Origin of the sequence: Providencia zhijiangensis, from assembly GCF_030315915.2 — a bacterium.
In the GTDB taxonomy this organism is placed as follows: domain Bacteria; phylum Pseudomonadota; class Gammaproteobacteria; order Enterobacterales; family Enterobacteriaceae; genus Providencia; species Providencia zhijiangensis.
In genome coordinates, this window is record NZ_CP135990.1 from 3,466,147 (window position 1) to 3,487,542 (window position 21,396).

21 protein-coding genes and 1 pseudogene are annotated in these 21,396 nt (G+C 42.6%); 9 read left to right on the top strand and 13 right to left on the bottom strand.

What is annotated here, in order from left to right; genetic code table 11:
- Positions 1-134 precede the first annotated feature (134 nt).
- The 4 genes from glmM to rlmE all read right to left on the bottom strand — a co-directional run bounded on the left by glmM (position 135) and on the right by rlmE (position 5,038).
- Positions 135-1,472, bottom strand: coding sequence for a phosphoglucosamine mutase (gene glmM / locus QS795_RS15835; RefSeq protein ID WP_036949046.1), 1,338 nt, complete (start codon positions 1,470-1,472; stop codon positions 135-137).
- Positions 1,465-2,313, bottom strand: a complete 849-nt coding sequence (folP, locus tag QS795_RS15840; RefSeq protein WP_286269951.1) for a dihydropteroate synthase — start codon at positions 2,311-2,313, stop codon at positions 1,465-1,467. The genes glmM and folP overlap by 8 nt, the downstream gene beginning before the upstream one ends.
- Before the next feature lie 70 nt (positions 2,314-2,383).
- Positions 2,384-4,351: an ATP-dependent zinc metalloprotease FtsH gene (gene ftsH, locus QS795_RS15845; protein ID WP_286269953.1), complete on the bottom strand. Its 1,968-nt coding sequence runs from the start codon at positions 4,349-4,351 to the stop codon at positions 2,384-2,386.
- A gap of 57 nt (positions 4,352-4,408) precedes the next feature.
- On the bottom strand, positions 4,409-5,038 hold the full coding sequence (rlmE, locus tag QS795_RS15850; protein ID WP_036949039.1) for a 23S rRNA (uridine(2552)-2'-O)-methyltransferase RlmE: 630 nt from the start codon (positions 5,036-5,038) through the stop codon (positions 4,409-4,411).
- A 259-nt stretch (positions 5,039-5,297) separates the two neighbouring features.
- Between rlmE and yhbY the strand changes: the two genes are divergently transcribed.
- The gene (gene yhbY, locus QS795_RS15855; RefSeq protein ID WP_154603026.1) at positions 5,298-5,591 is read left to right on the top strand and encodes a ribosome assembly RNA-binding protein YhbY; all 294 of its coding nucleotides are present in this window, start codon (positions 5,298-5,300) and stop codon (positions 5,589-5,591) included.
- Between the two features lie 118 nt (positions 5,592-5,709).
- Here yhbY and greA read toward each other — a convergent pair whose 3' ends face one another.
- Positions 5,710-6,186 (bottom strand): transcription elongation factor GreA, encoded by a 477-nt coding sequence (greA, locus tag QS795_RS15860; RefSeq protein ID WP_154628829.1) that lies wholly within the window; start codon positions 6,184-6,186, stop codon positions 5,710-5,712.
- Between the two features lie 255 nt (positions 6,187-6,441).
- Here greA and dacB point away from each other — a divergent pair, with 255 nt between their 5' ends.
- On the top strand, positions 6,442-7,890 hold the full coding sequence (dacB, locus tag QS795_RS15865; RefSeq protein WP_132496361.1) for a serine-type D-Ala-D-Ala carboxypeptidase: 1,449 nt from the start codon (positions 6,442-6,444) through the stop codon (positions 7,888-7,890).
- An 84-nt stretch (positions 7,891-7,974) separates the two neighbouring features.
- Here dacB and cgtA read toward each other — a convergent pair whose 3' ends face one another.
- The 3 genes from cgtA to rplU all read right to left on the bottom strand — a co-directional run bounded on the left by cgtA (position 7,975) and on the right by rplU (position 9,868).
- Complete coding sequence (gene cgtA, locus QS795_RS15870; protein WP_154628831.1) at positions 7,975-9,150, bottom strand: Obg family GTPase CgtA; 1,176 nt, start codon at positions 9,148-9,150, stop codon at positions 7,975-7,977.
- A gap of 132 nt (positions 9,151-9,282) precedes the next feature.
- Positions 9,283-9,540 carry a 50S ribosomal protein L27 gene (gene rpmA / locus QS795_RS15875; RefSeq protein WP_004905922.1) on the bottom strand — a complete coding sequence of 86 codons (258 nt, stop codon included), beginning with the start codon at positions 9,538-9,540 and terminating at the stop codon, positions 9,283-9,285.
- 19 nt (positions 9,541-9,559) lie between these two features.
- Positions 9,560-9,868, bottom strand: coding sequence for a 50S ribosomal protein L21 (rplU, locus tag QS795_RS15880; protein WP_006658010.1), 309 nt, complete (start codon positions 9,866-9,868; stop codon positions 9,560-9,562).
- 334 nt (positions 9,869-10,202) lie between these two features.
- On the opposite strand from rplU, the gene ispB reads away from it, so the two are divergent.
- Positions 10,203-11,174, top strand: coding sequence for an octaprenyl diphosphate synthase (ispB, locus tag QS795_RS15885; RefSeq protein ID WP_036949027.1), 972 nt, complete (start codon positions 10,203-10,205; stop codon positions 11,172-11,174).
- Between the two features lie 62 nt (positions 11,175-11,236).
- Here ispB and QS795_RS15890 read toward each other — a convergent pair whose 3' ends face one another.
- Together QS795_RS15890 and QS795_RS15895 are read right to left on the bottom strand one after the other, a co-directional pair.
- Entirely contained in the window at positions 11,237-11,596 is a 360-nt protein-coding gene (locus tag QS795_RS15890; RefSeq protein ID WP_154603030.1) for a DNA-binding protein, read from the bottom strand.
- Positions 11,597-11,696: 100 nt separating this feature from the next.
- Positions 11,697-12,053 carry a DNA-binding protein gene (locus QS795_RS15895; protein ID WP_154603031.1) on the bottom strand — a complete coding sequence of 119 codons (357 nt, stop codon included), beginning with the start codon at positions 12,051-12,053 and terminating at the stop codon, positions 11,697-11,699.
- Between the two features lie 556 nt (positions 12,054-12,609).
- Here QS795_RS15895 and QS795_RS15900 point away from each other — a divergent pair.
- Positions 12,610-12,864 (top strand): annotated as a pseudogene (locus tag QS795_RS15900) (helix-turn-helix domain-containing protein); the annotation flags it as partial.
- Between the two features lie 262 nt (positions 12,865-13,126).
- Here QS795_RS15900 and mdh read toward each other — a convergent pair.
- The gene (gene mdh, locus QS795_RS15905; RefSeq protein ID WP_154603033.1) at positions 13,127-14,065 is read right to left on the bottom strand and encodes a malate dehydrogenase; all 939 of its coding nucleotides are present in this window, start codon (positions 14,063-14,065) and stop codon (positions 13,127-13,129) included.
- A gap of 470 nt (positions 14,066-14,535) precedes the next feature.
- Here mdh and argR point away from each other — a divergent pair, with 470 nt between their 5' ends.
- Positions 14,536-15,006, top strand: coding sequence for a transcriptional regulator ArgR (gene argR / locus QS795_RS15910; RefSeq protein ID WP_036949013.1), 471 nt, complete (start codon positions 14,536-14,538; stop codon positions 15,004-15,006).
- Between the two features lie 107 nt (positions 15,007-15,113).
- Positions 15,114-15,524, top strand: a complete 411-nt coding sequence (locus QS795_RS15915) for a DUF6122 family protein (protein ID WP_286269966.1) — start codon at positions 15,114-15,116, stop codon at positions 15,522-15,524.
- Between the two features lie 64 nt (positions 15,525-15,588).
- Here the strand turns inward: QS795_RS15915 and mpl are convergent, their stop codons facing one another.
- Positions 15,589-16,968, bottom strand: coding sequence for a UDP-N-acetylmuramate:L-alanyl-gamma-D-glutamyl-meso-diaminopimelate ligase (mpl, locus tag QS795_RS15920; protein WP_154603034.1), 1,380 nt, complete (start codon positions 16,966-16,968; stop codon positions 15,589-15,591).
- A 163-nt stretch (positions 16,969-17,131) separates the two neighbouring features.
- Here mpl and fbp point away from each other — a divergent pair, with 163 nt between their 5' ends.
- The 3 genes from fbp (at position 17,132) to QS795_RS15935 (ending at position 20,968) form a co-directional block, all read left to right on the top strand.
- A complete protein-coding gene (gene fbp / locus QS795_RS15925) occupies positions 17,132-18,139 on the top strand; it encodes a class 1 fructose-bisphosphatase (RefSeq protein ID WP_036949007.1) in 1,008 nt (335 codons plus the stop codon).
- A gap of 138 nt (positions 18,140-18,277) precedes the next feature.
- A complete protein-coding gene (gene ppa / locus QS795_RS15930; protein WP_006658000.1) occupies positions 18,278-18,808 on the top strand; it encodes an inorganic diphosphatase in 531 nt (176 codons plus the stop codon).
- 450 nt (positions 18,809-19,258) lie between these two features.
- The gene (locus tag QS795_RS15935; RefSeq protein WP_286269969.1) at positions 19,259-20,968 is read left to right on the top strand and encodes a pyridoxal phosphate-dependent decarboxylase family protein; all 1,710 of its coding nucleotides are present in this window, start codon (positions 19,259-19,261) and stop codon (positions 20,966-20,968) included.
- A 78-nt stretch (positions 20,969-21,046) separates the two neighbouring features.
- On the opposite strand, the gene QS795_RS15940 is transcribed toward QS795_RS15935, so the two are convergent.
- Positions 21,047-21,394: a gamma-glutamylcyclotransferase family protein gene (locus QS795_RS15940; protein ID WP_154603036.1), complete on the bottom strand. Its 348-nt coding sequence runs from the start codon at positions 21,392-21,394 to the stop codon at positions 21,047-21,049.
- Between the last annotated feature and the right edge of the window lie 2 nt (positions 21,395-21,396).

Below are 21,396 nucleotides of genomic sequence, written 5' to 3' on the forward strand. Positions count from 1 at the left end.
GCCGACAAGCAAGTCTATTTTGATTTCATTTAACTATTTGAAGAAAAAAACAGCAAACTATCGAAATAATGCTCAACTCAGTGATTCGCCTCCCTCCAGCGGATTTTTATCCACTAAAGGGAGAATGTAAGACATTAACCCGCTGCTTTAACTGCATCAGCAATACGGTTCGCCATTTCGGTGACAGTTTCTTCGTTCTCACCTTCAACCATGACACGAATCAGCGGTTCAGTACCTGATTTTCTCAGCAATACACGACCTTTACCGGCTAACTCTTTTTCCACTTGCTCATTTGCCGCAATAACAGCATCACTTTGCAGAGGATCGTGTTTGCCTTTAAAGCGTACGTTGACCAGAATTTGAGGTAGAAGCTTCATTCCGCTGCATAAATCATGCAGGCTCATATGGTTACGCACCATGGCACTCAATACTTGCAGACCCGCAACAATACCGTCGCCTGTTGTGGTTTTATCTAATAAAATCACATGACCTGAGTTTTCAGCCCCCATGCGCCAGCCTTTTTCTTGGAGTTTTTCCAGAACATAGCGGTCGCCCACTTTTGCTCGTTCAAATGGAATACCCAGCTGTTTCAGCGCAATTTCTAACCCCATATTGCTCATCAGTGTACCGACAACACCACCTTTTAACTGGCCTTGGCGAAGCGCTTCACGAGCGATGATATACAGAATTTGGTCACCATCGACTTTGTTACCTTGATGGTCAACCATGATAATGCGGTCGCCGTCACCATCAAATGCTAAACCTACATCCGCTTTTTCAGCCAAAACACGCTCTTGCAGCTTACGAACGTCGGTTGCACCACACTCTTCGTTGATGTTGATCCCATTAGGATCGCAACCCATAGTGATGACTTGAGCGCCTAATTCACTAAAGACGTTAGGTGCGATGTGGTAAGTTGCACCGTTAGCACAGTCTAAAACAACTTTGAGGCTATTTAAGCTTTGCTCATTCGGGAAAGTCCCTTTGCAGAATTCAATGTAACGTCCTGCGGCATCGACGATGCGGTTCGCACGACCCAGCTCCGCAGATTCAACGCAAGTGATTGGTTTTTCCATTTCCGCTTCAATGGCTTCTTCAACTTCGTCAGGCAGTTTAGTCCCGTCGATGGAGAAGAATTTGATCCCATTATCATAGTAAGGGTTGTGGGAAGCTGAAATGACGATCCCAGCTTCTGCGCGGAAAGTGCGAGTCAAATAAGCCACTGCTGGCGTTGGCATTGGGCCAGTGAAGGAAGCAGATAACCCTGCGGCAGCTAAGCCAGCTTCTAATGAAGATTCCAGCATGTAGCCAGAAATACGCGTATCTTTACCAATGATAATTTTACGTGAGCCGTGACGAGCCAGTACTTTACCTGCAGCCCAGCCTAATTTTAAAACAAAATCAGGTGTAATTGGGCTATCGCCCACTTTGCCACGGATACCATCAGTACCAAAATATTTACGGTTACTCATACGCTAATTTTTCCTTTTCTGACAGAGTCATCTGAACGACTTGCATTGCTTGTACTGTCTCTTTCACATCATGAACTCGGATAATTTGCGCTCCTTGCATTGCCGCAATAGTGGCACACGCTAAGCTACCCGCTAGACGTTCTTGAGGTGGAACATTTAATAATTGTCCAATCATAGATTTTCGTGACATCCCTGCCAAGAGCGGTAGTCCGAAATCATGAAATTGATCTAAATGCGCTAGTAACTGGTAATTATGCGACAGGTTCTTACCAAAACCAAAGCCTGGATCGAGGATTATTTGCTGTTTATCAATTCCCGCCTTCATGCAGCGCTCAATTTCACGGGCAAGATACTCTTTAACTTCTTTTACTACATTCACATAATCGGGGGCATCTTGCATGGTTCTTGGTTGACCTTGCATGTGCATAATGCAGACGGGCAGCCCTAACTTTGCAGCGACTACAAGGGAGCCATCTTCATGTAACGAGCGAATATCATTGATGATATGCATCCCAGCTTTGGCTGCCTCATCCATTACTTGAGCTTTTGACGTGTCTACAGAGATCCAAACATCAAAACGTTTTGCAATCGCTTCCACAACAGGCACAACACGGTTAAGTTCTTCACTGATAGAAACCTCAGCCGCGCCCGGTCGGGTTGACTCGCCGCCAATATCAATAATCGTAGCCCCTTCTTGTACCATTTTAGCGACATGATCTAGAGCATCATGATAACGATTATGAGTGCCACCATCTGAGAATGAATCAGGAGTAACATTCAAAATCCCCATCACTTGAGGAGTGGATAAGTCAAGGAGGCGACCTCGGGCTTTAATATGCATGATTATTTTTCCTTAACGTAAAAAACCCCAGTGACCTGGGGTTTTTAATTATTCAACTTGTCACGATAGCTTACTGTGGCTTGCTATCATTATTATCGGATGAATTATTTTCATCAGATTTTTCAGTTGGCTCTTCTGGTTGAGTTTCAGCTGGCTTTGCTTCAGGTTTTGATGCGCTAGTTGCAGCACCAAATGAACCTGTCACATTGTTCACTTTTTTATCCTCATCCCAGCCTGCTGGCGCACGTACTGGACGGCGGTTCATCAGGTCGTCAATCATTGGCATATCGATAGTTTCATATTTCAATAATGCATCTTTCATCGCATGCAGAATATCCATATTGTCAGTTAAGGTTTTATGTGCAACCTCATAACCACGGTCGATAATTGCTTTAATTTCTTCATCAATGATGCGTGCAGTTTCATCTGAGTAAGTCGAGCTATGTCCTGAACGACCTAAGAATGCTGGGCCTTCTTCTTCAGAATATAACACTGGACCTAACTTGTCAGAGAAGCCCCACTGAGTCACCATTTTTCTCGCTGTGCTAGTTGCTTGCTGGATATCGCCTGATGCGCCGGTTGAGATCTTGTCATAACCGTAGATCAGTTCTTCCGCAATACGACCGCCGTATGTACTTGCGATATTACCTTCTAACTTCTGACGGCTTGCACTAATTTGGTCGCCTTCAGGTAAGTAGAAAGTTACACCTAATGCACGACCGCGAGGAATAATAGTCACTTTATGAACAGGATCATGCTCTGGCATCAAATAACCGACGATTGCGTGTCCAGCTTCATGATAAGCAGTAGATTCTTTCTGCTCTTCAGTCATCATCAGTGAGCGGTGCTCTGCACCCAGCCACACTTTGTCACGCGCTCTTTCGAATTCCTCCATCGTTACAACGCGTTTATTTTCGCGCGCTGCAAACAGTGCCGCTTCGTTCACTAAGTTAGCCAATTCCGCACCGGAGAAACCAGGTGTTGCACGAGCCAAGATAGTTGTATCAACCGCAGGGTCGATAGGCACACGACGCATATGAACTTTTAAGATTTGCTCACGACCACGAACATCAGGTAAGCCAACCACAACTTGACGGTCAAAACGACCCGGACGCAATAATGCAGGGTCCAGAACGTCAGCACGGTTAGTTGCCGCGATCACGATAATACCTTCGTTACCTTCGAAACCATCCATCTCAACCAGCATCTGGTTCAGTGTCTGCTCACGTTCATCGTGACCACCACCTAAACCGGCACCACGTTGACGACCAACAGCATCGATTTCATCGATAAAGATAATACAAGGCGCCGCTTTTTTTGCTTGCTCGAACATATCACGAACACGTGAAGCACCCACACCCACAAACATTTCCACGAAGTCTGAACCGGAAATGGTAAAGAATGGTACTTTCGCTTCACCAGCAATCGCTTTAGCCAGTAATGTTTTACCTGTACCCGGCGGTCCTACCATCAGGACACCTTTAGGGATTTTACCACCGAGTTTTTGGAAACGAGCAGGTTCACGTAGGAAGTCTACGATCTCCCCCACTTCCTCTTTCGCTTCATCGCAACCCGCAACATCAGCAAATGTTGTTTTGATCTGATCTTCTGTCAGCATACGGGCTTTGCTTTTACCGAATGACATCGCCCCTTTACCGCCACCACCTTGCATTTGGCGCATAAAGAAGATCCAGACACCAATCAACAGCAGCATTGGGAACCAGGAAATGAAAATAGATGTCAGTAAGCTAGGTTCTTCTGGTGGTTCACCGACGACAGTAACATTCTTGTTTAACAAGGTGTCTAACAACTTCTCATCCTGCATAGGAAGATAAGTTGTATAGCGGCTATTATCCGCTTTTCTGACGTTCAATTCACGACCTGTGATACGAACTTCACGTACCTGATCCTGGGCTAACTCATTGATAAACGTTGAATAATCAACTCTGCGACTATTCGAATCGCTTGGGCCAAAACTCTGGAACAAGGACATCAGAACAACTGCGATGACTAACCAGAGAATTAGGTTTTTCGCCATGTCACTCAAGGGATTAACCTCACCTTACAACTGTGTTAACAAATAACGCTCAGGGTACTATAGTTTTAGTCCTGTCGCTACAATGTATACTTCACGCGATCGTGCCCGCGAAGATTCGGGTTTACGAACTTTCACCTTCGTAAACAGGGAGCGGATATCCCTAAGGTATTCGTCAAAGCCTTCTCCCTGAAACACTTTAACGATAAAACTTCCCCCGGGAGCCAATACCGCACGGCACATATCCAATGCTAGTTCAACCAGATACATAGAGCGGGGAATATCCACTGCTGGTGTTCCGCTCATATTTGGGGCCATGTCAGACATAACCACTTGTACTTTTTTATCGCCAACTCGCTCTAACAAAGCAGCCAGTACAGCTTCGTCACGAAAATCCCCTTGGAGGAAATCCACGCCAACGATTGGGTCCATTGGTAATAGGTCACAAGCAATAATACGACCATTGTGACCGATTTGGCCGACAACATATTGCGACCACCCACCAGGAGCAGCCCCTAAATCAACAACGGTCATACCTGGTTTAAAAATCTTATCACTTTGCTGGATTTCATCCAGTTTAAACCATGCACGCGAGCGGAGCCCTTTCTTTTGTGCTTGCTGAACATATTTATCACTAAAATGTTCTTGCAACCAACGACTGGAGCTTGCCGAACGTTTTTTATTGGCCATTGCACTTTCCAACTATACTAATAGAAATACATTTCCCGACATTCTTCAAGTTACAGAGAGTTAGCTTCATTTTTTCTACCCAAGTCACATAAATCGAGCTGTTTATCGGGAAAGAGTTAACGCGCTGCCTACTGGTCACTGGATTACTTTCGGGTAATCATTAGCTGCTTCTTTACCATCGAGTAAGATTAATAGATGGTGATAGTTAACAGATGGCGGTAGAATATGCCATTTTCAATACTAACCAAGCAAAAAATCGATGAATCTTAACAAAAAACAAATTCAACACCTAAAAAGCCTCGCTCATCACTTAAACCCTGTTGTTATGATTGGCAACAATGGTTTAACTGAGGGTGTTTTGGCTGAAATCGAAGTCTCATTAACACATCATGAGCTTATCAAAGTCAAAATCGCTGGCGAAGATCGTGAAACTAAAAATTTGATCGCTGAAGCGATTGTTCGCGAAACAGGTGCAGCAAATGTTCAAGTTATCGGTAAAATTCTTGTCCTCTACCGTCCAACGGCTGAGCGCAAAATTAGTTTACCTAAATAATAACTGCTCATTTATATAAAAATGCCATTGAAAGCATGTTTTATATGACGAAAAAGGCCGCCTGCGGCCTTTCTCTCTAAATCAGTAAAATAATATAACCAATTCAGGGAAATAGGAATCAGATATACTCAACTTTAAGAATTTCGAACTCAACATCTCCGCCCGGCGTCTTAATCATTACGACATCATCAACTTCTTTACCCACTAATCCGCGTGCAATCGGTGAATTCACTGAAATTAAGTTCACTTTAATATCAGCTTCATCATCACCTACGATGCGGTAGGTTAACTCTTCATCGGTATCCAAATTCAATACGGAAACCGTCGCACCAAAGATCACTCGGCCATTATTTGCCATTTTGGTAACGTCAATCACTTGAGAGTGAGAAAGTTTAGATTCAATTTCTTGAATACGACCTTCACAAAAGCCTTGCTGCTCACGCGCAGCATGATATTCAGCGTTTTCTTTTAAATCGCCATGTTCACGAGCTTCTGCAATAGAAGCAATAATTTCAGGACGACGGACAGATTTCAGATACTCGAGCTCTTCTCTTAGCTTGTTAGCACCAAATACCGTCATTGGAATCTGTTTCATTTGATAAATACCTCTAATTCAATCCTATCTAAAAATAAGTATCTTCCTGATTTTGTAACAACAGTACACCGAACACCATGATATGTAGGGGGTGTTCAAAAACTTAAGGTGTCAATAACTCAATCAGACCAACTTGCGCCTTATCTTATCATACTGTTCGCTATTTTAACTGAGAGTTAATAGCGGATCATCGTTTACTTTATTGGGCATTACACTTTAGTATGTGCAGTATGTCTACCCTAATGCGTGAAATATATGTCGCTACTAACATCAACCAGAAAATTAATCTTCACTTTAGGACTTGCATTCATTACTTCGCAAGCATCTGCCATCCCTATCGATGATTATAAGCAGTATCTCCCTGACGGCACTAACCTTGCTCTGGTTGCGCAGAAAGTAGGAAGTAATACCCCTCTTATTGATTATAACGCTCAGCAAATGGCTCTGCCTGCCAGTACGCAGAAAGTCGTCACCGCCCTCGCTGCATTATTACAGCTAGGTCCGGACTACCGTTTCGTCACTAACTTCGAGACAAACGGAAAGCTCAATAACAACACGTTATCCGGCGACTTGGTGATCCGCTTTAGTGGCGACCCTACGTTAACACGTCAGCAAATTCGCAATATGGTCAATGCATTAAAGCAGATTGGCATTCATAAAGTCGATGGTGATCTTATTGTCGATATTTCTGCTTTTGCGAGCCATGACAAAGCACCGGGCTGGGTATGGAATGATATGACCCAGTGCTTCAGTGCTCCACCGGCTGCTGCCATCATTGATAGAAACTGTTTCTCAGTTTCCCTTTATCCATCAGATAAAGCGGGAGAAATGGCGTATATCAAAACAGCCAGCTTCTACCCTGTAAATATGTTTAGTGAAGTCAAAACTCTCGCTAAAGGCTCACCAGAAGCTCGCTACTGCGAGCTAGATGTCGTTCCTGGTGAATTGAACCGCTACACATTAACAGGCTGCTTAACCCAGCGTAGTGAGCCATTACCGCTCGCATTTGCAGTACAAAATGGGGCAAGCTACTCCGGCGCTATCGTCAAAAATGAGTTGCAGGTCGCAGGTATTGAATTATCCGGCTCAGTTAAAAAACGCACCCAGCAGACGCCACAATCTCAAGTACTCGTCAAAACTGAGTCAAAGCCGCTGCATGACCTCTTAAAAATCATGCTGAAAAAGTCAGATAACATGATAGCGGATACGGTATTTAGAACGATTGGGCGTGATTATTACGGCGTTCCAGGTACCTGGCGATCAGGCTCTGATGCAGTAAGGCAAGTCCTCAAGCAAAAAGCCGGTATTGATTTAGGTAACACCGTGATGGTGGATGGCTCTGGCTTATCTCGCCATAACTTGATAACTCCAGCGACCATGATGCAAGTTTTGCAATTTATCGCTAAAAATGACCAACAGCTCGATTACATTTCGATGCTACCACTCGCAGGGCACGATGGGACACTTCGTTACCGTGGTGGTTTAGATGAGGCAGGAGTCAATGGCAAGGTGTCAGCGAAAACGGGTGCATTACAAGGGGTTTATAACCTTGCGGGCTTTATTACTACCGCAAGCGGTGAAAAAGTGGCATTCGTCCAGTTTATTTCCGCTTATGCCGTTCCACAGAGCCAATATAATAGCCGCCGTGTACCATTAGTTCGCTTTGAAAGCCGCCTCTATCGCGATCTTTACCAAAAGAACTGATCCCCTAAAGATCCTTTTAAGATCTTTATAATAAAAAAGGCACAACCTTCGCAAGTTGTGCCTTTTTATATGACTCAAAGATAATTATTTTTGGTAGATGAATTCGACACCTTCGTCGTCATCTTCATCCCAATCATCATCCCAATCGTCATCAAGATCTTCTGCACCAGACAGCTGTTCTTTGTGGTAATCATCCCACATAAATTCAACTTTCTCTGGTTGGCTGTTTTCATCTTCAACGGCCATATCACGCGGCTGGGTATTCATGAACTCCATGATATCCCAACACAGTGCTTTCACACCTTCGTGGTTCACGGCAGAAATCATATAATACTTATCTTCCCAGCCCATACCTTTAGCAATTTCAGCTGCACGTTTTGCAGACTCTTCTTCGCCTAAGATATCCACTTTGTTGAAGACTAACCAGCGTGGTTTCTGAGCCAGTTTTTCGCTGTATTTCTCTAACTCACCGACGATGATCTTGGCGTTTTCCACCGGATCAGATTCATCGATTGGGCAAATGTCGATAAGATGCAGCAATACGCGACAACGCTCTAAGTGCTTCAGGAATTGGATCCCAAGTCCTGCACCTTCTGCAGCGCCTTCGATCAATCCTGGAATATCTGCAACCACAAAGCTCTGCTCGTTATCCATACGTACCACGCCGAGGCTTGGAACCAAGGTTGTAAATGGATAGTCGGCAACTTTTGGCTTCGCTGCTGATACTGAACGAATAAATGTAGATTTACCGGCATTTGGCATACCTAGCATTCCCACATCAGCCAGTAACATCAGCTCTAATAAGATTTCGCGCGTTTCACCTTTCGTTCCCATGGTACGCTGACGCGGTGCACGGTTAACGGAAGATTTAAAACGAGTGTTACCAAGCCCATGGAAACCACCTTTAGCGACCATATGGCGTTGATCGTGACGAGTCATGTCACAGAGTACTTCATTGGTGCCAAGATCGCGTACACGCGTTCCTACAGGGACTTTAACCGTGATGTCTTCACCACGCTTACCTGTACACTCACGGCTTTGACCATTTTGACCACGTTCTGCACGAAATGATTTTTCAAAACGATAGTCAATCAGTGTGTTGAGGTTTTCGTCTGCCTGTAAATAGACATCACCACCGTCACCACCGTCACCACCGTCAGGTCCACCTTTCGGGATATATTTTTCACGGCGGAAGCTGACACAACCATTGCCACCATCTCCTGCCACGACCAAAATTTTGGCTTCATCTACAAATTTCATAATTCTTTCTCCGTCTGCTGGCCATTATAGTGCCTGATGGCGGTATTACCCAGAGATGGCATATTCTGAATATAAAAAGCCCCGCAAAAGGTTTTTGCAGGGCTTTAATTCAAAAATTAAAAGTCAGAAAACTTATTCAGCTTCGATGCTGATAAATTTACGATTGTTAGGACCTTTAACTTCAAATTTAACTTTACCGTCCGCTAATGCGAACAGAGTGTGGTCACGGCCACAACCAACGTTGTTACCTGCGTGGAACTTAGTACCACGTTGACGAACGATGATGCTACCTGCTAATACAGCTTCACCACCAAAACGTTTAACACCTAAACGTTTTGCTTCTGAGTCACGACCGTTACGAGTCGAACCACCAGCCTTTTTATGTGCCATTAATCTGCTCTCCTAAATCTTAAGCGATGACAGTGATCTTAACATCAGTGAACCACTGACGGTGACCTTGCTGCTTACGGCTGTGTTTACGACGACGGAACTTAACGATTTTAACTTTATCGCCACGACCGTGTGCAACCACTTCCGCTTTCACTTTAACGCCTTCAACGATAGGAGCACCGATTTGGATCTCATCGCCATTAGCAACCATCAGAACGTGATCAAATTCAACAGTTTCACCTGTTGCGATGTCCAGCTTTTCTAAGCGAACAGTTTGACCTTCGCTAACTCGGTGTTGTTTACCACCACTTTGGAAAACCGCGTACATATTAACTCCGCTTTCCGCGTACTCGCTAAATATTTCAATTCCAGAGTACGCTATAAAATATTCACAATAGGGCGCGAATTCTACGCAAAAAAGCAGCAGAACACAAGCCTATAATGCAGTTAGATTACAAAAAATACGACTTTTTTATCGGCCCTATCTTTTTCCGGCTGATTTCTTAGGAATATCTTGAATTGTTACTTATTTAAACATTTTTTGCATTTCACCCGATAATCTTATTATTAATAGTGTTATGCTTACGCCATTACTGTGATATCGGTTTTCCCATTTTTGACTTAGGGAATGCCCCAAAAACTAATAATATGAATATATTACAATGAATTTAGAATCTATCGTTGAACTGACAGCCGAGGATATGTCAGCAGTAAATGAAGCGATCCTCAGCCAATTAAACTCAGACGTAGCATTAATTAATCAATTAGGTTATTACATCGTTAGCGGGGGCGGAAAAAGGATCCGTCCAATGATCGCGATCCTCGCAGGACGATCCCTTGGCTATTCTGAACACAAACATATTCAAGTTGCTGCATTAATCGAATTCATCCATACCGCCACTTTATTACACGATGATGTGGTCGATGAATCTGATATGCGTCGTGGAAAACAGACAGCTAACGCCGTATTTGGTAACGCGGCAAGCGTATTAGTCGGCGACTTTATTTATACTCGATCCTTCCAAATGATGACGGATCTGGATTCAATGCGTGTTTTAAAACTGATGTCTGAAGCCACTAACGTGATCGCTGAAGGTGAAGTTTTACAATTAATGAACTGCAACGATCCTGACATTACTGAAGAGAGCTACATGCAAGTGATCTACAGTAAAACCGCCCGTCTGTTTGAAGCGGCTTCTCATGCATCCGCTATCTTAGCCAATGCCACGCCTGAGCAAGAAAAAGCGCTGCAAGATTATGGTCGCTATATTGGGACCGCATTCCAGTTAGTTGACGATCTTCTAGATTATGATGCAGATAATACCCAGTTAGGTAAAAACACTGGCGATGATCTTGATGAAGGGAAACCAACATTACCACTACTGCACGCAATGCAGCATGGGAATGCGGAAGAGTCTGCGCTAATTAGGCAAGCGATTGAGCAAGGAAATGGTCGCCATCTCTTAGATACCGTCCTTGGCACAATGAAACGCTGCGGTTCATTAGAATACACTTACCAACGCGCGCAGGAAGAAGCTCAAAAAGCCATTGATGCTTTAAATGCTCTGGAAGACTCCGTGTATAAAGAAGCGTTAATTGGTTTAGCGCACGTTGCTATTCAGCGCCATTCATAATTACGATAGAGCTCGAAACCAATATTAAAAAGGGTGAAACCAATTTCACCCTTTTTTCATGGTTATTCATCTTCTGGTTCAGGCTCGATTTTTGCCAATAGCGATGATAAGCCGTGACGCAGAATGTATTTCACAAACATTTTGCGCTCATCTTCCGTCAGTTGGTAATAAGCCTCAGACCAAATTTGCAGTGCATCAATACGTTGCACTTGATACGGTGTCGATGGCTCATGAAGTGACAGCTGACCTTGGATCTCATTCGGCAAGCTTTCCATATAGTATTCAACGGCCTTCCCCTGAACACCTCTTTTACGACGATTTTTCCAGCCTTCCCTTCTCGCCATTAAGTTAATTCCCTGAGGTGAAGATGGAAGGCCTTCTAATCCTGCTAATTCTTTCGCAGTGAACCACAATTTTTTCATAATATCACTTTTACGCTTAGCTTATATTTTGCAACCTGCTTTTGTCGCTATACCAAAGTTATTTTTCTAAAAATTTATTCGATTCAATACTGTATGTAATCTATGTATGGCTATTTTGATTAATAAGGTGAATTAAAGCTAAAGCACCTTTACGCATAATAAACGATAAGATCTTCACGCGTTCATCATGGGAAAGCTGGTTATAAGCTTCTTGCCAAATATGCGCATGTTCATCACGCTTCATTTGATAACCTACCGAAGTTTCATACATCACAGTGAACTCTTCGAAATCAATGGGAACCGAGCTAATATGGTATTCCAATGCTTTTCCTTGAATACCTCTTCGCTTTCGACTCAACCACTTTTCTCGCCTCGCCATGGCATTAATGCCTTGGGTACTTGTCGGAAGCCCTTGGCGTCCAACGAGCTCTTTTGCTGTTAACCATTCCTTGTTCATTATCGACGCTCCTTGTCATTATGATGACAACTTCGATTAACTATAAACTTTCTTTATTTTCTTAATCGTTTCAATATCCATTTTTAATATTTAAATATAATAGTTAATAAATTATATCGATATAGATGCTTTTTATTGTATATCCGCTAGTTATACCAATAACTTTGTATCAACTATTTTATATTGATGGATTTATAGTGCTGATTCAGAAACCCATTCTTTTCAAATAATTCAATACATTATTAAGAAATATAAATCTTCGCGATAAACAGAATAAATATAAGAAAATATAAAAAACAGAGAGCTAACTAAAATGAGTTATTTTTATTTTCAAAGTGTTAGCTAAATTCACAATAATCATCTGAACCTTTCCGTTATTTTCATAAAAACAACGATAGTTTCATAAAAATAAACTTTTAGAAAAAATCAGAAATTATTATTGGGAAATTCTGTTATTTTATTTCCAATAACAGAACGATTGCACTGAATGTATCACAATACTCTGTTAGATGTACCACTAACTCTACATGATTCTGAGTGAAAAAAGGATTAAAAAATGATGTTACGGAAATCAAACTGGCACCCAGCAGATATCATTGCGGCTTTACGCAAACGTGGAACAACCCTAGCGGCGATTTCTCGCGAAGCAGGGCTGAGCTCATCAACACTCGCGAATGCGCTATCGAGACCTTGGCCTAAAGGTGAATGGATCATCGCAAACTTTTTAGGTATACATCCATCAGAAATCTGGCCTAGTCGCTATTATGATCCAATGACAGGTGATTTATTAGAAAGAAAAGTTCGTGAAAAGCCAAAGAAAATCCAGGAGACGGGTGAATTAGAAAACAAGGAACTAGAAGAGGAAAAAGATCTAAAATCAGTCGCTATTTTTGATCAGAACTGAAAGACAAGACGCCTAACCATTTTCTTGAAAAACGGCAAGATTCATTCATTGTACCTTCAAGGGGCTTCCCCTTATTTTGATAAGTGAAAACTTACCAAGTATAAAAATAAAGGGCGGAATCGCATGACAGCAATTCCGCCCTTATTTAAGCGCTAAATCTTAATTGGCATTAGCCATTAATGAATTTTTCACCTAATTCGATATCTGCTTTCAGTACGCTTAACATATCTTTCAGTGCTTTCTCTTCAAATGCACTTAATTTACCAATTGGTAAATGTTTTTCGATACCGTTTTTGCCTAATACAACAGGTTGTGCGAAGAAACGAGCGTGTTCACCTTCGCCTTCAGTGTATACACACTCAACCACATTGCTTTCGCCTTGCAGACCACGGATCAAAGATAAGCCCAGACGCGCTGCCGCTTGGCCCATAGACAGTGTTGCTGATCCGCCACCCGCTTTAGCTTCAACCACTTCAGTACCTGCGTTTTGAATACGCTTAGTCAGTGCTGCGATTTCTTCATCAGTGAAGCTAACACCAGGAATTTGAGACAGTAATGGCAGGATTGTCACGCCTGAGTGACCACCAATAACTGGCACTTCAACTTCGTGAGTTTTCTTGCCTTTTAATTCAGCAACGAAAGTATTTGAACGGATGATATCCAGTGTCGTTACACCGAACAGACGGTTTTTATCATACACGCCAGCTTTCTTCAGTACTTCGGCCGCGATAGCAACGGTGGTGTTCACTGGGTTAGTGATAATACCGATCAGCGCTTTCGGGCAGGTAACCGCGATTTGCTGAACAAGGTTACGTACAATGCCTGCGTTTACATTGAACAGGTCAGAGCGATCCATACCTGGCTTACGTGCGACACCTGCAGAAATTAATACTACATCCGCACCTTTCAGTGCTGGGGTTGCATCTTCACCCGCAAAACCAACCACTTTAACGTCGGTAGGGATGTGGCTTAAGTCAGCGGCAACACCTGGAGTTACTGGCGCGATGTCGTAGAGGGAGAGTTCTGAACCTGCTGGGAGCTGGTTTTTGAGAAGAAGGGCGAGAGCCTGACCGATACCACCTGCTGCACCTAGGACTGCAACTTTCATTCTAAAACTCCTTAATTGTACTTTAAAATATATGAATTCATCTGACTACGCACTAAACACATTACTTATAAAAAACAATTCTTTAACAGTTAGAGAGAAGTGTTAACGCGAGATAAATCACCAACACAATAGTTCTATTCTAAACAAATTCCTTATCTGTTAATGAGATAACGGACACTTTTTTAACAAATAGTTTTTATTGCTATTGCATTTAACATTAAACCTAATTTTATTTGACGATTTATTCAGCACCGCTTGATTATTTAACAAATTTTTTACAGTAACTTATTGTTAAATCAATTCATTTTTAAGTTAAATTTCGAACCAATAATTTAAGATAAACCCCTTATTACTACCAGAAAAGCCTTATCTTAAATCGCTCATTAAACACTCAAAAATCAATTTTCTTGCATAAAAATGCACTTTTCAACATAATACAACTCAGTTTAATACCAAAAGATGGGTTAATTATGCGCACTATGTCGAAACAAGAAGACTTGGTAAAAGCCTTTAAGGCACTCCTTAAAGAAGAAAAATTCAGTTCACAAGCCGAAATTGTGATCGCTCTTCAAGAACAAGGCTTCGAAAACATTAATCAATCTAAAATTTCCAGAATGTTGACAAAGTTTGGTGCTGTACGTACCCGCAACGCAAAAATGGAAATGGTGTATTGCTTACCAACTGAGCCTGGTGTCCCTACTGCCACCAGCCCACTGAAAAACTTAGTTCTGGATGTTGACTACAACCACTCTGTTGTTGTGATCCGTACCAGCCCAGGAGCTGCACAGTTAATTGCTCGCCTACTAGACTCCTTAGGCAAAGCTGAAGGCATCTTAGGCAGCATCGCTGGCGATGATACAATTTTCTCAACGCCAACCAACGATTTCACAACTCGTGAACTGTACGAAGCCATTTTGGTACTTTTCGAGCAAGAACTTTAGTCCTTTCGAAAAATTTTAGATATCGAAAAAGAGGGAACCCAGTTCCCTCTTTGTATTTTTAGCTCTATAGTGACGCGTCTTCCACTGATTCATATCGAGATAAGCCCGTGTTATTTGAGATCTTACGGAACATCGTTCACTACGGTTTCCATTTTTTAGTGCCCTTTTTATTTGGCTATTTATTTTGGCGAAAAAACTGGAAGCTAGCCGGGCTCTTAATGGTTTCCACCATGGTTATCGACCTCGATCACCTTCTCGCCGATCCTATTTTCGATCCTGACCGTTGCGGCGTAGGCTTCCACCCTATGCACACCATTTGGGCTGCCATCGCTTATGTCGTCTTATTTTTCTTCCCTTCATGGAAATTCAAAGCCATCGCCGTCGGCTGCCTGTTCCACTTATTTACAGACTCGGTGGATTGTTATCTTGGAAGCGTTAAAAAAGAGATGCAAGGCACTGTGTTAAGCTGCTCCGGATTACCAGAACGCACAAACATCGAACTTCCTCAGCAACTATAACGAAAAAGCCCTAACTTAGGTTAGGGCTCTGATTCACGATAGCGCTTATAGACTATTCGTCATATTACTCGTCAGATTTTGCTTCAGCTTTATGCTTTAGCCCTGCCAGCAGTTTTTCATGAATACCACCAAAGCCGCCATTACTCATCACCAGAATATGGTCACCGGGCTGAGCCGTCTCCACTACCATATTAGCGAGAGTATCAATATCTGCGTGCCAGCGCGCAGGCTGCACACAATGCTCTGCAATTTCTGTGACCATCCACGGAATATTGCTAGGTTGGAATAAGAAGACTTCATCCGCACGACCTAAAGCGGGTGCGATATCATTTTTACTGATCCCCATTTTCATGGTATTTGAACGAGGTTCCAGTACAGCAATAATACGAGAAGTACCGCCAACTTTGCTACGTAATGCTTCTAACGTCGCTAAAATTGCCGTTGGATGATGAGCGAAGTCATCATAAACACTGACCTCATTTTCAACACCACGTAACTCAAGACGGCGACGGGCGTTAATAAATTTATCCAATGCTAAACAAGCTTCTTTCGCAGGTACGCCAACATGGTGTGCAGCAGCAATCGCCATCAAGCCATTTTGGATATTGTGATTACCGACTTGGGACCAATTCACTTCGCCCACTTTTTCTTGTTGGTAATACACCTCAAACTGGCTGCCATCATGATTAAGTTTTACGGCATGCCACTCACCGTTTTCTCCCACCAACTCTTGTTCGCTCCAACACCCCATATTCATCACTTGCTTGAGGTTATTGTCGTTACTCGGCATAAAGATTTTGCCGCTACTTGGCACAATACGCACCAAGTGATGGAATTGCTTTTGAATCGCTTCGAGATTTTCAAAAATATCCGCGTGATCGAATTCGAGGTTATTCAAAATCAGCGTTTTAGGGCTGTAATGTACGAATTTGGATCGCTTATCAAAGAATGCGCAATCATACTCATCTGCTTCAATAACAAAGAAAGGACTTTTACCAATCTGAGACGAAACATCAAAGTTCCCTGGCACACCACCAATCAGAAAGCCAGGCTCATAGCCACAATCTTGCAGGATCCACGCCAGCATTCCCGCAGTTGTTGTTTTACCGTGAGTCCCTGCAACTGCCAATACCCAGCGCTCAGGAAGAACATGATCATGAAGCCACTGTGGACCAGAGGTATAAGGTAAACCACGCTCTAATACGGCTTCAACACATGGATTTCCACGGGTCATCGCATTCCCAATCACCACCATATCAGGGGTTGGCTCTAACTGCGCAGGGTCGAATCCTTGAATTAGTTCAATGCCTTGCTTTTCAAGCAATGTACTCATCGGTGGGTAGACGTTTGCGTCGGACCCAGTCACTTTGTGCCCTAACGAACGAGCTAAAATAGCTAAGCTGCCCATGAAGGTTCCGCATATGCCTAAAATATGTATGTGCATTCTTTTCCATCCAATAGCATGAGGTTTGTCACTATTCTACTCATCAATCACAGGTTTATAAATGTATTAGCCTATTAATCTTTTCTTTATTTAGATAAACTCTCCGCCCGAGGGTACAATAAAGACCCGCAAATTTCTGTCAATTTTATTCAGGACCTTCGTCATGAAAACATTAGGCGAATTCATCGTCGAAAAGCAACAAGATTTTCCTCATGCAACAGGTGAGCTGACTGCATTACTGTCAGCAATCAAACTGGGCGCTAAAATTATCCATCGTGATATTAACAAAGCTGGACTCGTTGACATTCTCGGCACAAGCGGTGTTTCGAATGTTCAAGGTGAAGTTCAGATGAAGCTTGACCTGTATGCAAACGAAAAACTGAAAGCGGCTTTGAAAGCGCGCGGAGAAGTCGCCGGTATCGCCTCAGAAGAAGAAGATGAAATCGTCATTTTCGAAGGTGACCGTGCAGAAAACGCGAAATATGTCGTTTTAATGGACCCTCTGGATGGTTCTTCGAATATCGATGTAAACGTTTCCGTTGGAACAATCTTCTCTATCTACCACCGTATTACCCCAATTGGTCAACCGGTTACAGAAGCTGACTTCTTACAACCAGGTAATCGCCAAGTTGCTGCGGGCTATGTGGTTTACGGTTCATCAACCATGCTGGTATACACCACTGGTTTCGGCGTTCATGCCTTCACCTACGACCCATCATTAGGTGTATTCTGTCTGTCTCATGAAAAAGTCATGTTCCCAGCAGAAGGTAAAATGTATTCCATTAACGAAGGTAACTACATCAAGTTCCCTATGGGCGTTAAGAAATATATTAAATACTGTCAGGAAGAAGACAAAGCGACAAACCGCCCATATACCACGCGTTATATCGGCTCTTTAGTGGCGGACTTCCACCGTAACTTACTCAAAGGCGGTATTTACATTTACCCTAGCACAGCTAGCCACCCAACAGGTAAACTGCGCCTTCTGTACGAATGCAACCCAATTTCATTCTTAGCAGAACAAGCAGGCGGTAAAGCAAGTGATGGTACTAACCGCGTGTTAGACATCATCCCAACCAAGCTGCATCAACGTGTGCCGTTCTTTGTGGGAACGAAAGCCATGGTTGAGAAGGCGGAATCCTTTATGCGTGAGTACCCTGACGCAGAATAATCAAACATTCCGTTTGACCTGAAGGCGAGGCTCTCTCGCCTTTTTTGACTGAATTTCTCTCCAACTAGTGAGTTTTACCTCTCTTTGCGGCTATAATGTCCCCCACGTTATTTTAAGCACTCATAAGGATACATTTTAATGGGCCTGAACAATGTACCGGCAGGTAAAGAACTGCCTGAAGATATCTACGTAATCATCGAAATCCCAGCTAACGCTGATCCAATCAAATATGAAGTTGATAAAGAATCTGGCGCACTGTTTGTAGACCGTTTCATGTCTACTGCGATGTTCTATCCGTGCAACTACGGTTACATCAACAACACCCTGTCTTTAGATGGTGACCCAGTTGACGTTTTAGTACCAACTCCATACCCATTACAACCAGGTTCAGTTATCCGTTGCCGTCCAGTTGGCGTACTGAAAATGACTGACGAATCTGGTGAAGATGCGAAATTAGTTGCAGTACCGCACACTAAACTGAGCAAAGAATACGATCACATCAAAGATGTGAACGACATTCCTGAACTGCTGCGTGCGCAAATCACTCACTTCTTTGAGCATTACAAAGATTTAGAAAAAGGCAAGTGGGTTAAAGTTGACGGTTGGGAGAATGCAGAAGCAGCTAAAGCTGAAATCATCGCTTCTTTCGAACGTGCTGCAAAAAAATAATTAATCCCTTCTGTGGATAGAAAAGCGCTGGTTTTGACCAGTGCTTTTTTTTGCCTATATCTTCCCCTCTCAATATTAGTGTTTTTTCACAATTTCATAATATTCAGTGATATATATCGGCGGTTATACAGCCCGAAACTCCAATCAGAACTAACCCACCGAACATTTAACTATTATTGGATTAATTATCTGCTTTTAACAAAAAACTCAAAATAATAACAATTAAAAATAAATATTTATTAGATTATAAATCTGTGATTGACATATCAATATAGGAATATATTTCCTTAGTAAAAAACGGCCGGATTAACTTTAATCTCTTTATTATCACAAAGTTAAATTAACAACCCAGCCAAATTAGTCAATTTGATATTATTTAAATCAATATAGATTCAGGTGTAGAGTATTTACATAAATCATTAATTGTATAAATGTAAATGGGAGTCTAGCGTGAATCAATCAGAGCTTCTTGCTCGCCAAAGTGCGAACCTACTCACACCCGAATTCGAACAGCAGTACCATAATATTGTGGCGAACTTTTTTAGCCGCGATCCGAATAAATGGCCTATATTTAATGACCCAAAAATCCAAGCTATCACCCAATTTCGTAAAACCACACTCGCAGACAGTCAGCTAATCAATCAATATCCAAATGGTGCTCAGTGGTTCAATCAGCTGGCGCAGCAATCCCACGTCCAACAACAGATTAATTTACCGGGAGATCAACAAGATACCCTGCTAGCCTTTGCTTCCGCATTATGTAAAAACTGGGAAAACCCATTATCTGTCGAAAACGTGATTGCGATGCCTTCAGACCCTGCATTATACGGCTCTATGCTTGGTCTTTTAGGCAACCCCAACATGGTCTATTGCGAATATTCTGGCGTCGCCGACTCCATGGAAAAAACAGTGATTAGACAAGTCGCTAACTTAATTGGTTATGATGAAAACCAAGCGTCTGGATTATTCACTCAAGGCGGAACCATGTGTAATTTATATGGTTACCTATTTGGCATTCGTAAAACATTAAAAGATTCTCGCCAGCTGGGTATGTCTGTGGATCAAGACTATCGGATCATCAACTCCCAAGGTGGCCACTACTCCAACATGACTAACCTGTCATTACTGGGTGTGGATATTCAAAACAAAACCATTCGTATCAAAGTCTCCTCGGATAACACCATCGACTTACATGACTTAGAGCAGCAGATCCGTGCTTGTTATACCGTCCACTGCAAGATCCCCGTGATCTTATTAACCGCAGGTACCACAGATACCTTTGGTGTCGATGAAATAAAACAGGTTTATGAATTGCGAAACCGTCTGTGTGAAGAATTCGAAGTGACAGAAAAACCGCATATTCACGTGGATGCTGCGGTCGGCTGGCCAATTATTTTCTTCATTAATTATGATTTTAATACCAACCCGCTCGCTATCAACGAAGCCACACTGTTTGGATTACGCCACACCGTCGAAAAATTCAAACAACTTAAATATGCTGATTCCATCACTATCGACTTCCATAAATGGGGCTACGTTCCTTACACCTCGAGCTTAGTGATGGTACGTGATGGCAATGATTTCAAAGCGCTTGAAAACTCACCTGAAAACTTCACGTACTTTGAACACGATTTAGAAGGGCAAACTCACCTGCAATCCACCATTGAGTGTAGTCGCAGTGGGGTTGGGATTTTTGGCGCCTATGCAGGGCTACATTATCTCGGTATTGAAGGGTACCAAACTATCATTGCTCACTGCCTACAAAATGCTAACTACATGCGCAACCAGTTGATTGAAATGGAAAATGCGGCGATTATGGTGCCTCAAAATCAGGGGCCTAGTGTCGGATTTCGTCTTTATTCCCCTAAATTGAATGCGGATCCACAGGACATTTTTAACTATGAATTAAGTTGCGCTAGCGATAAAGCCGCTTATGAAACCATGATTAGAAATAGCAAATGGCACCGCAATCTGTTCTTAACACGCGGTAAAGCTGGGCTATTCACCAATTGGGTGGATTCCATCGCCTGCTCAACTTATGCCGAACATAACCGTTTTGTGTACATTCCAGGCGAAAAAGCGGTCTTTATGAACCCAACCACAGAACGCCATCATATTGATGAGTTTGTGAAAATGCTCCAAGCAATGAGCCGCGCTTAACATTTATAAAAAACGCCGACCACTGAATTTTCAATGCTCGGCGTTTTTCTTGATGACTCATTACAGATAAACTACTGATTACTCTTCTTCATGGCGCTTCAGCCAATCACCACTTTTAATGTGAGGCAGGCCTTCAACTGAGTGTTTATAGAGATAAATCCACGCATTACCGTAAGGTGTTGGAATTAACTCACGCTCATAATCTTGTGAATTTTTCTTCAGTTCGTCTAACTCAGTCAGAATAGACGGATTGATACGATAAACTTCGCATTCAATCGTGCCATTCCCTCTGATAACCGCTGGATAATATCCAAGGTCATACAGTTCATAACCTTCTAGCTTATGCTCACCTAGCAGCTGAGCATAAGTCATCCAGTGATGATTCCCTTGCTTGCGCCTTAAACTGCCATAAACAATGATACGCATAT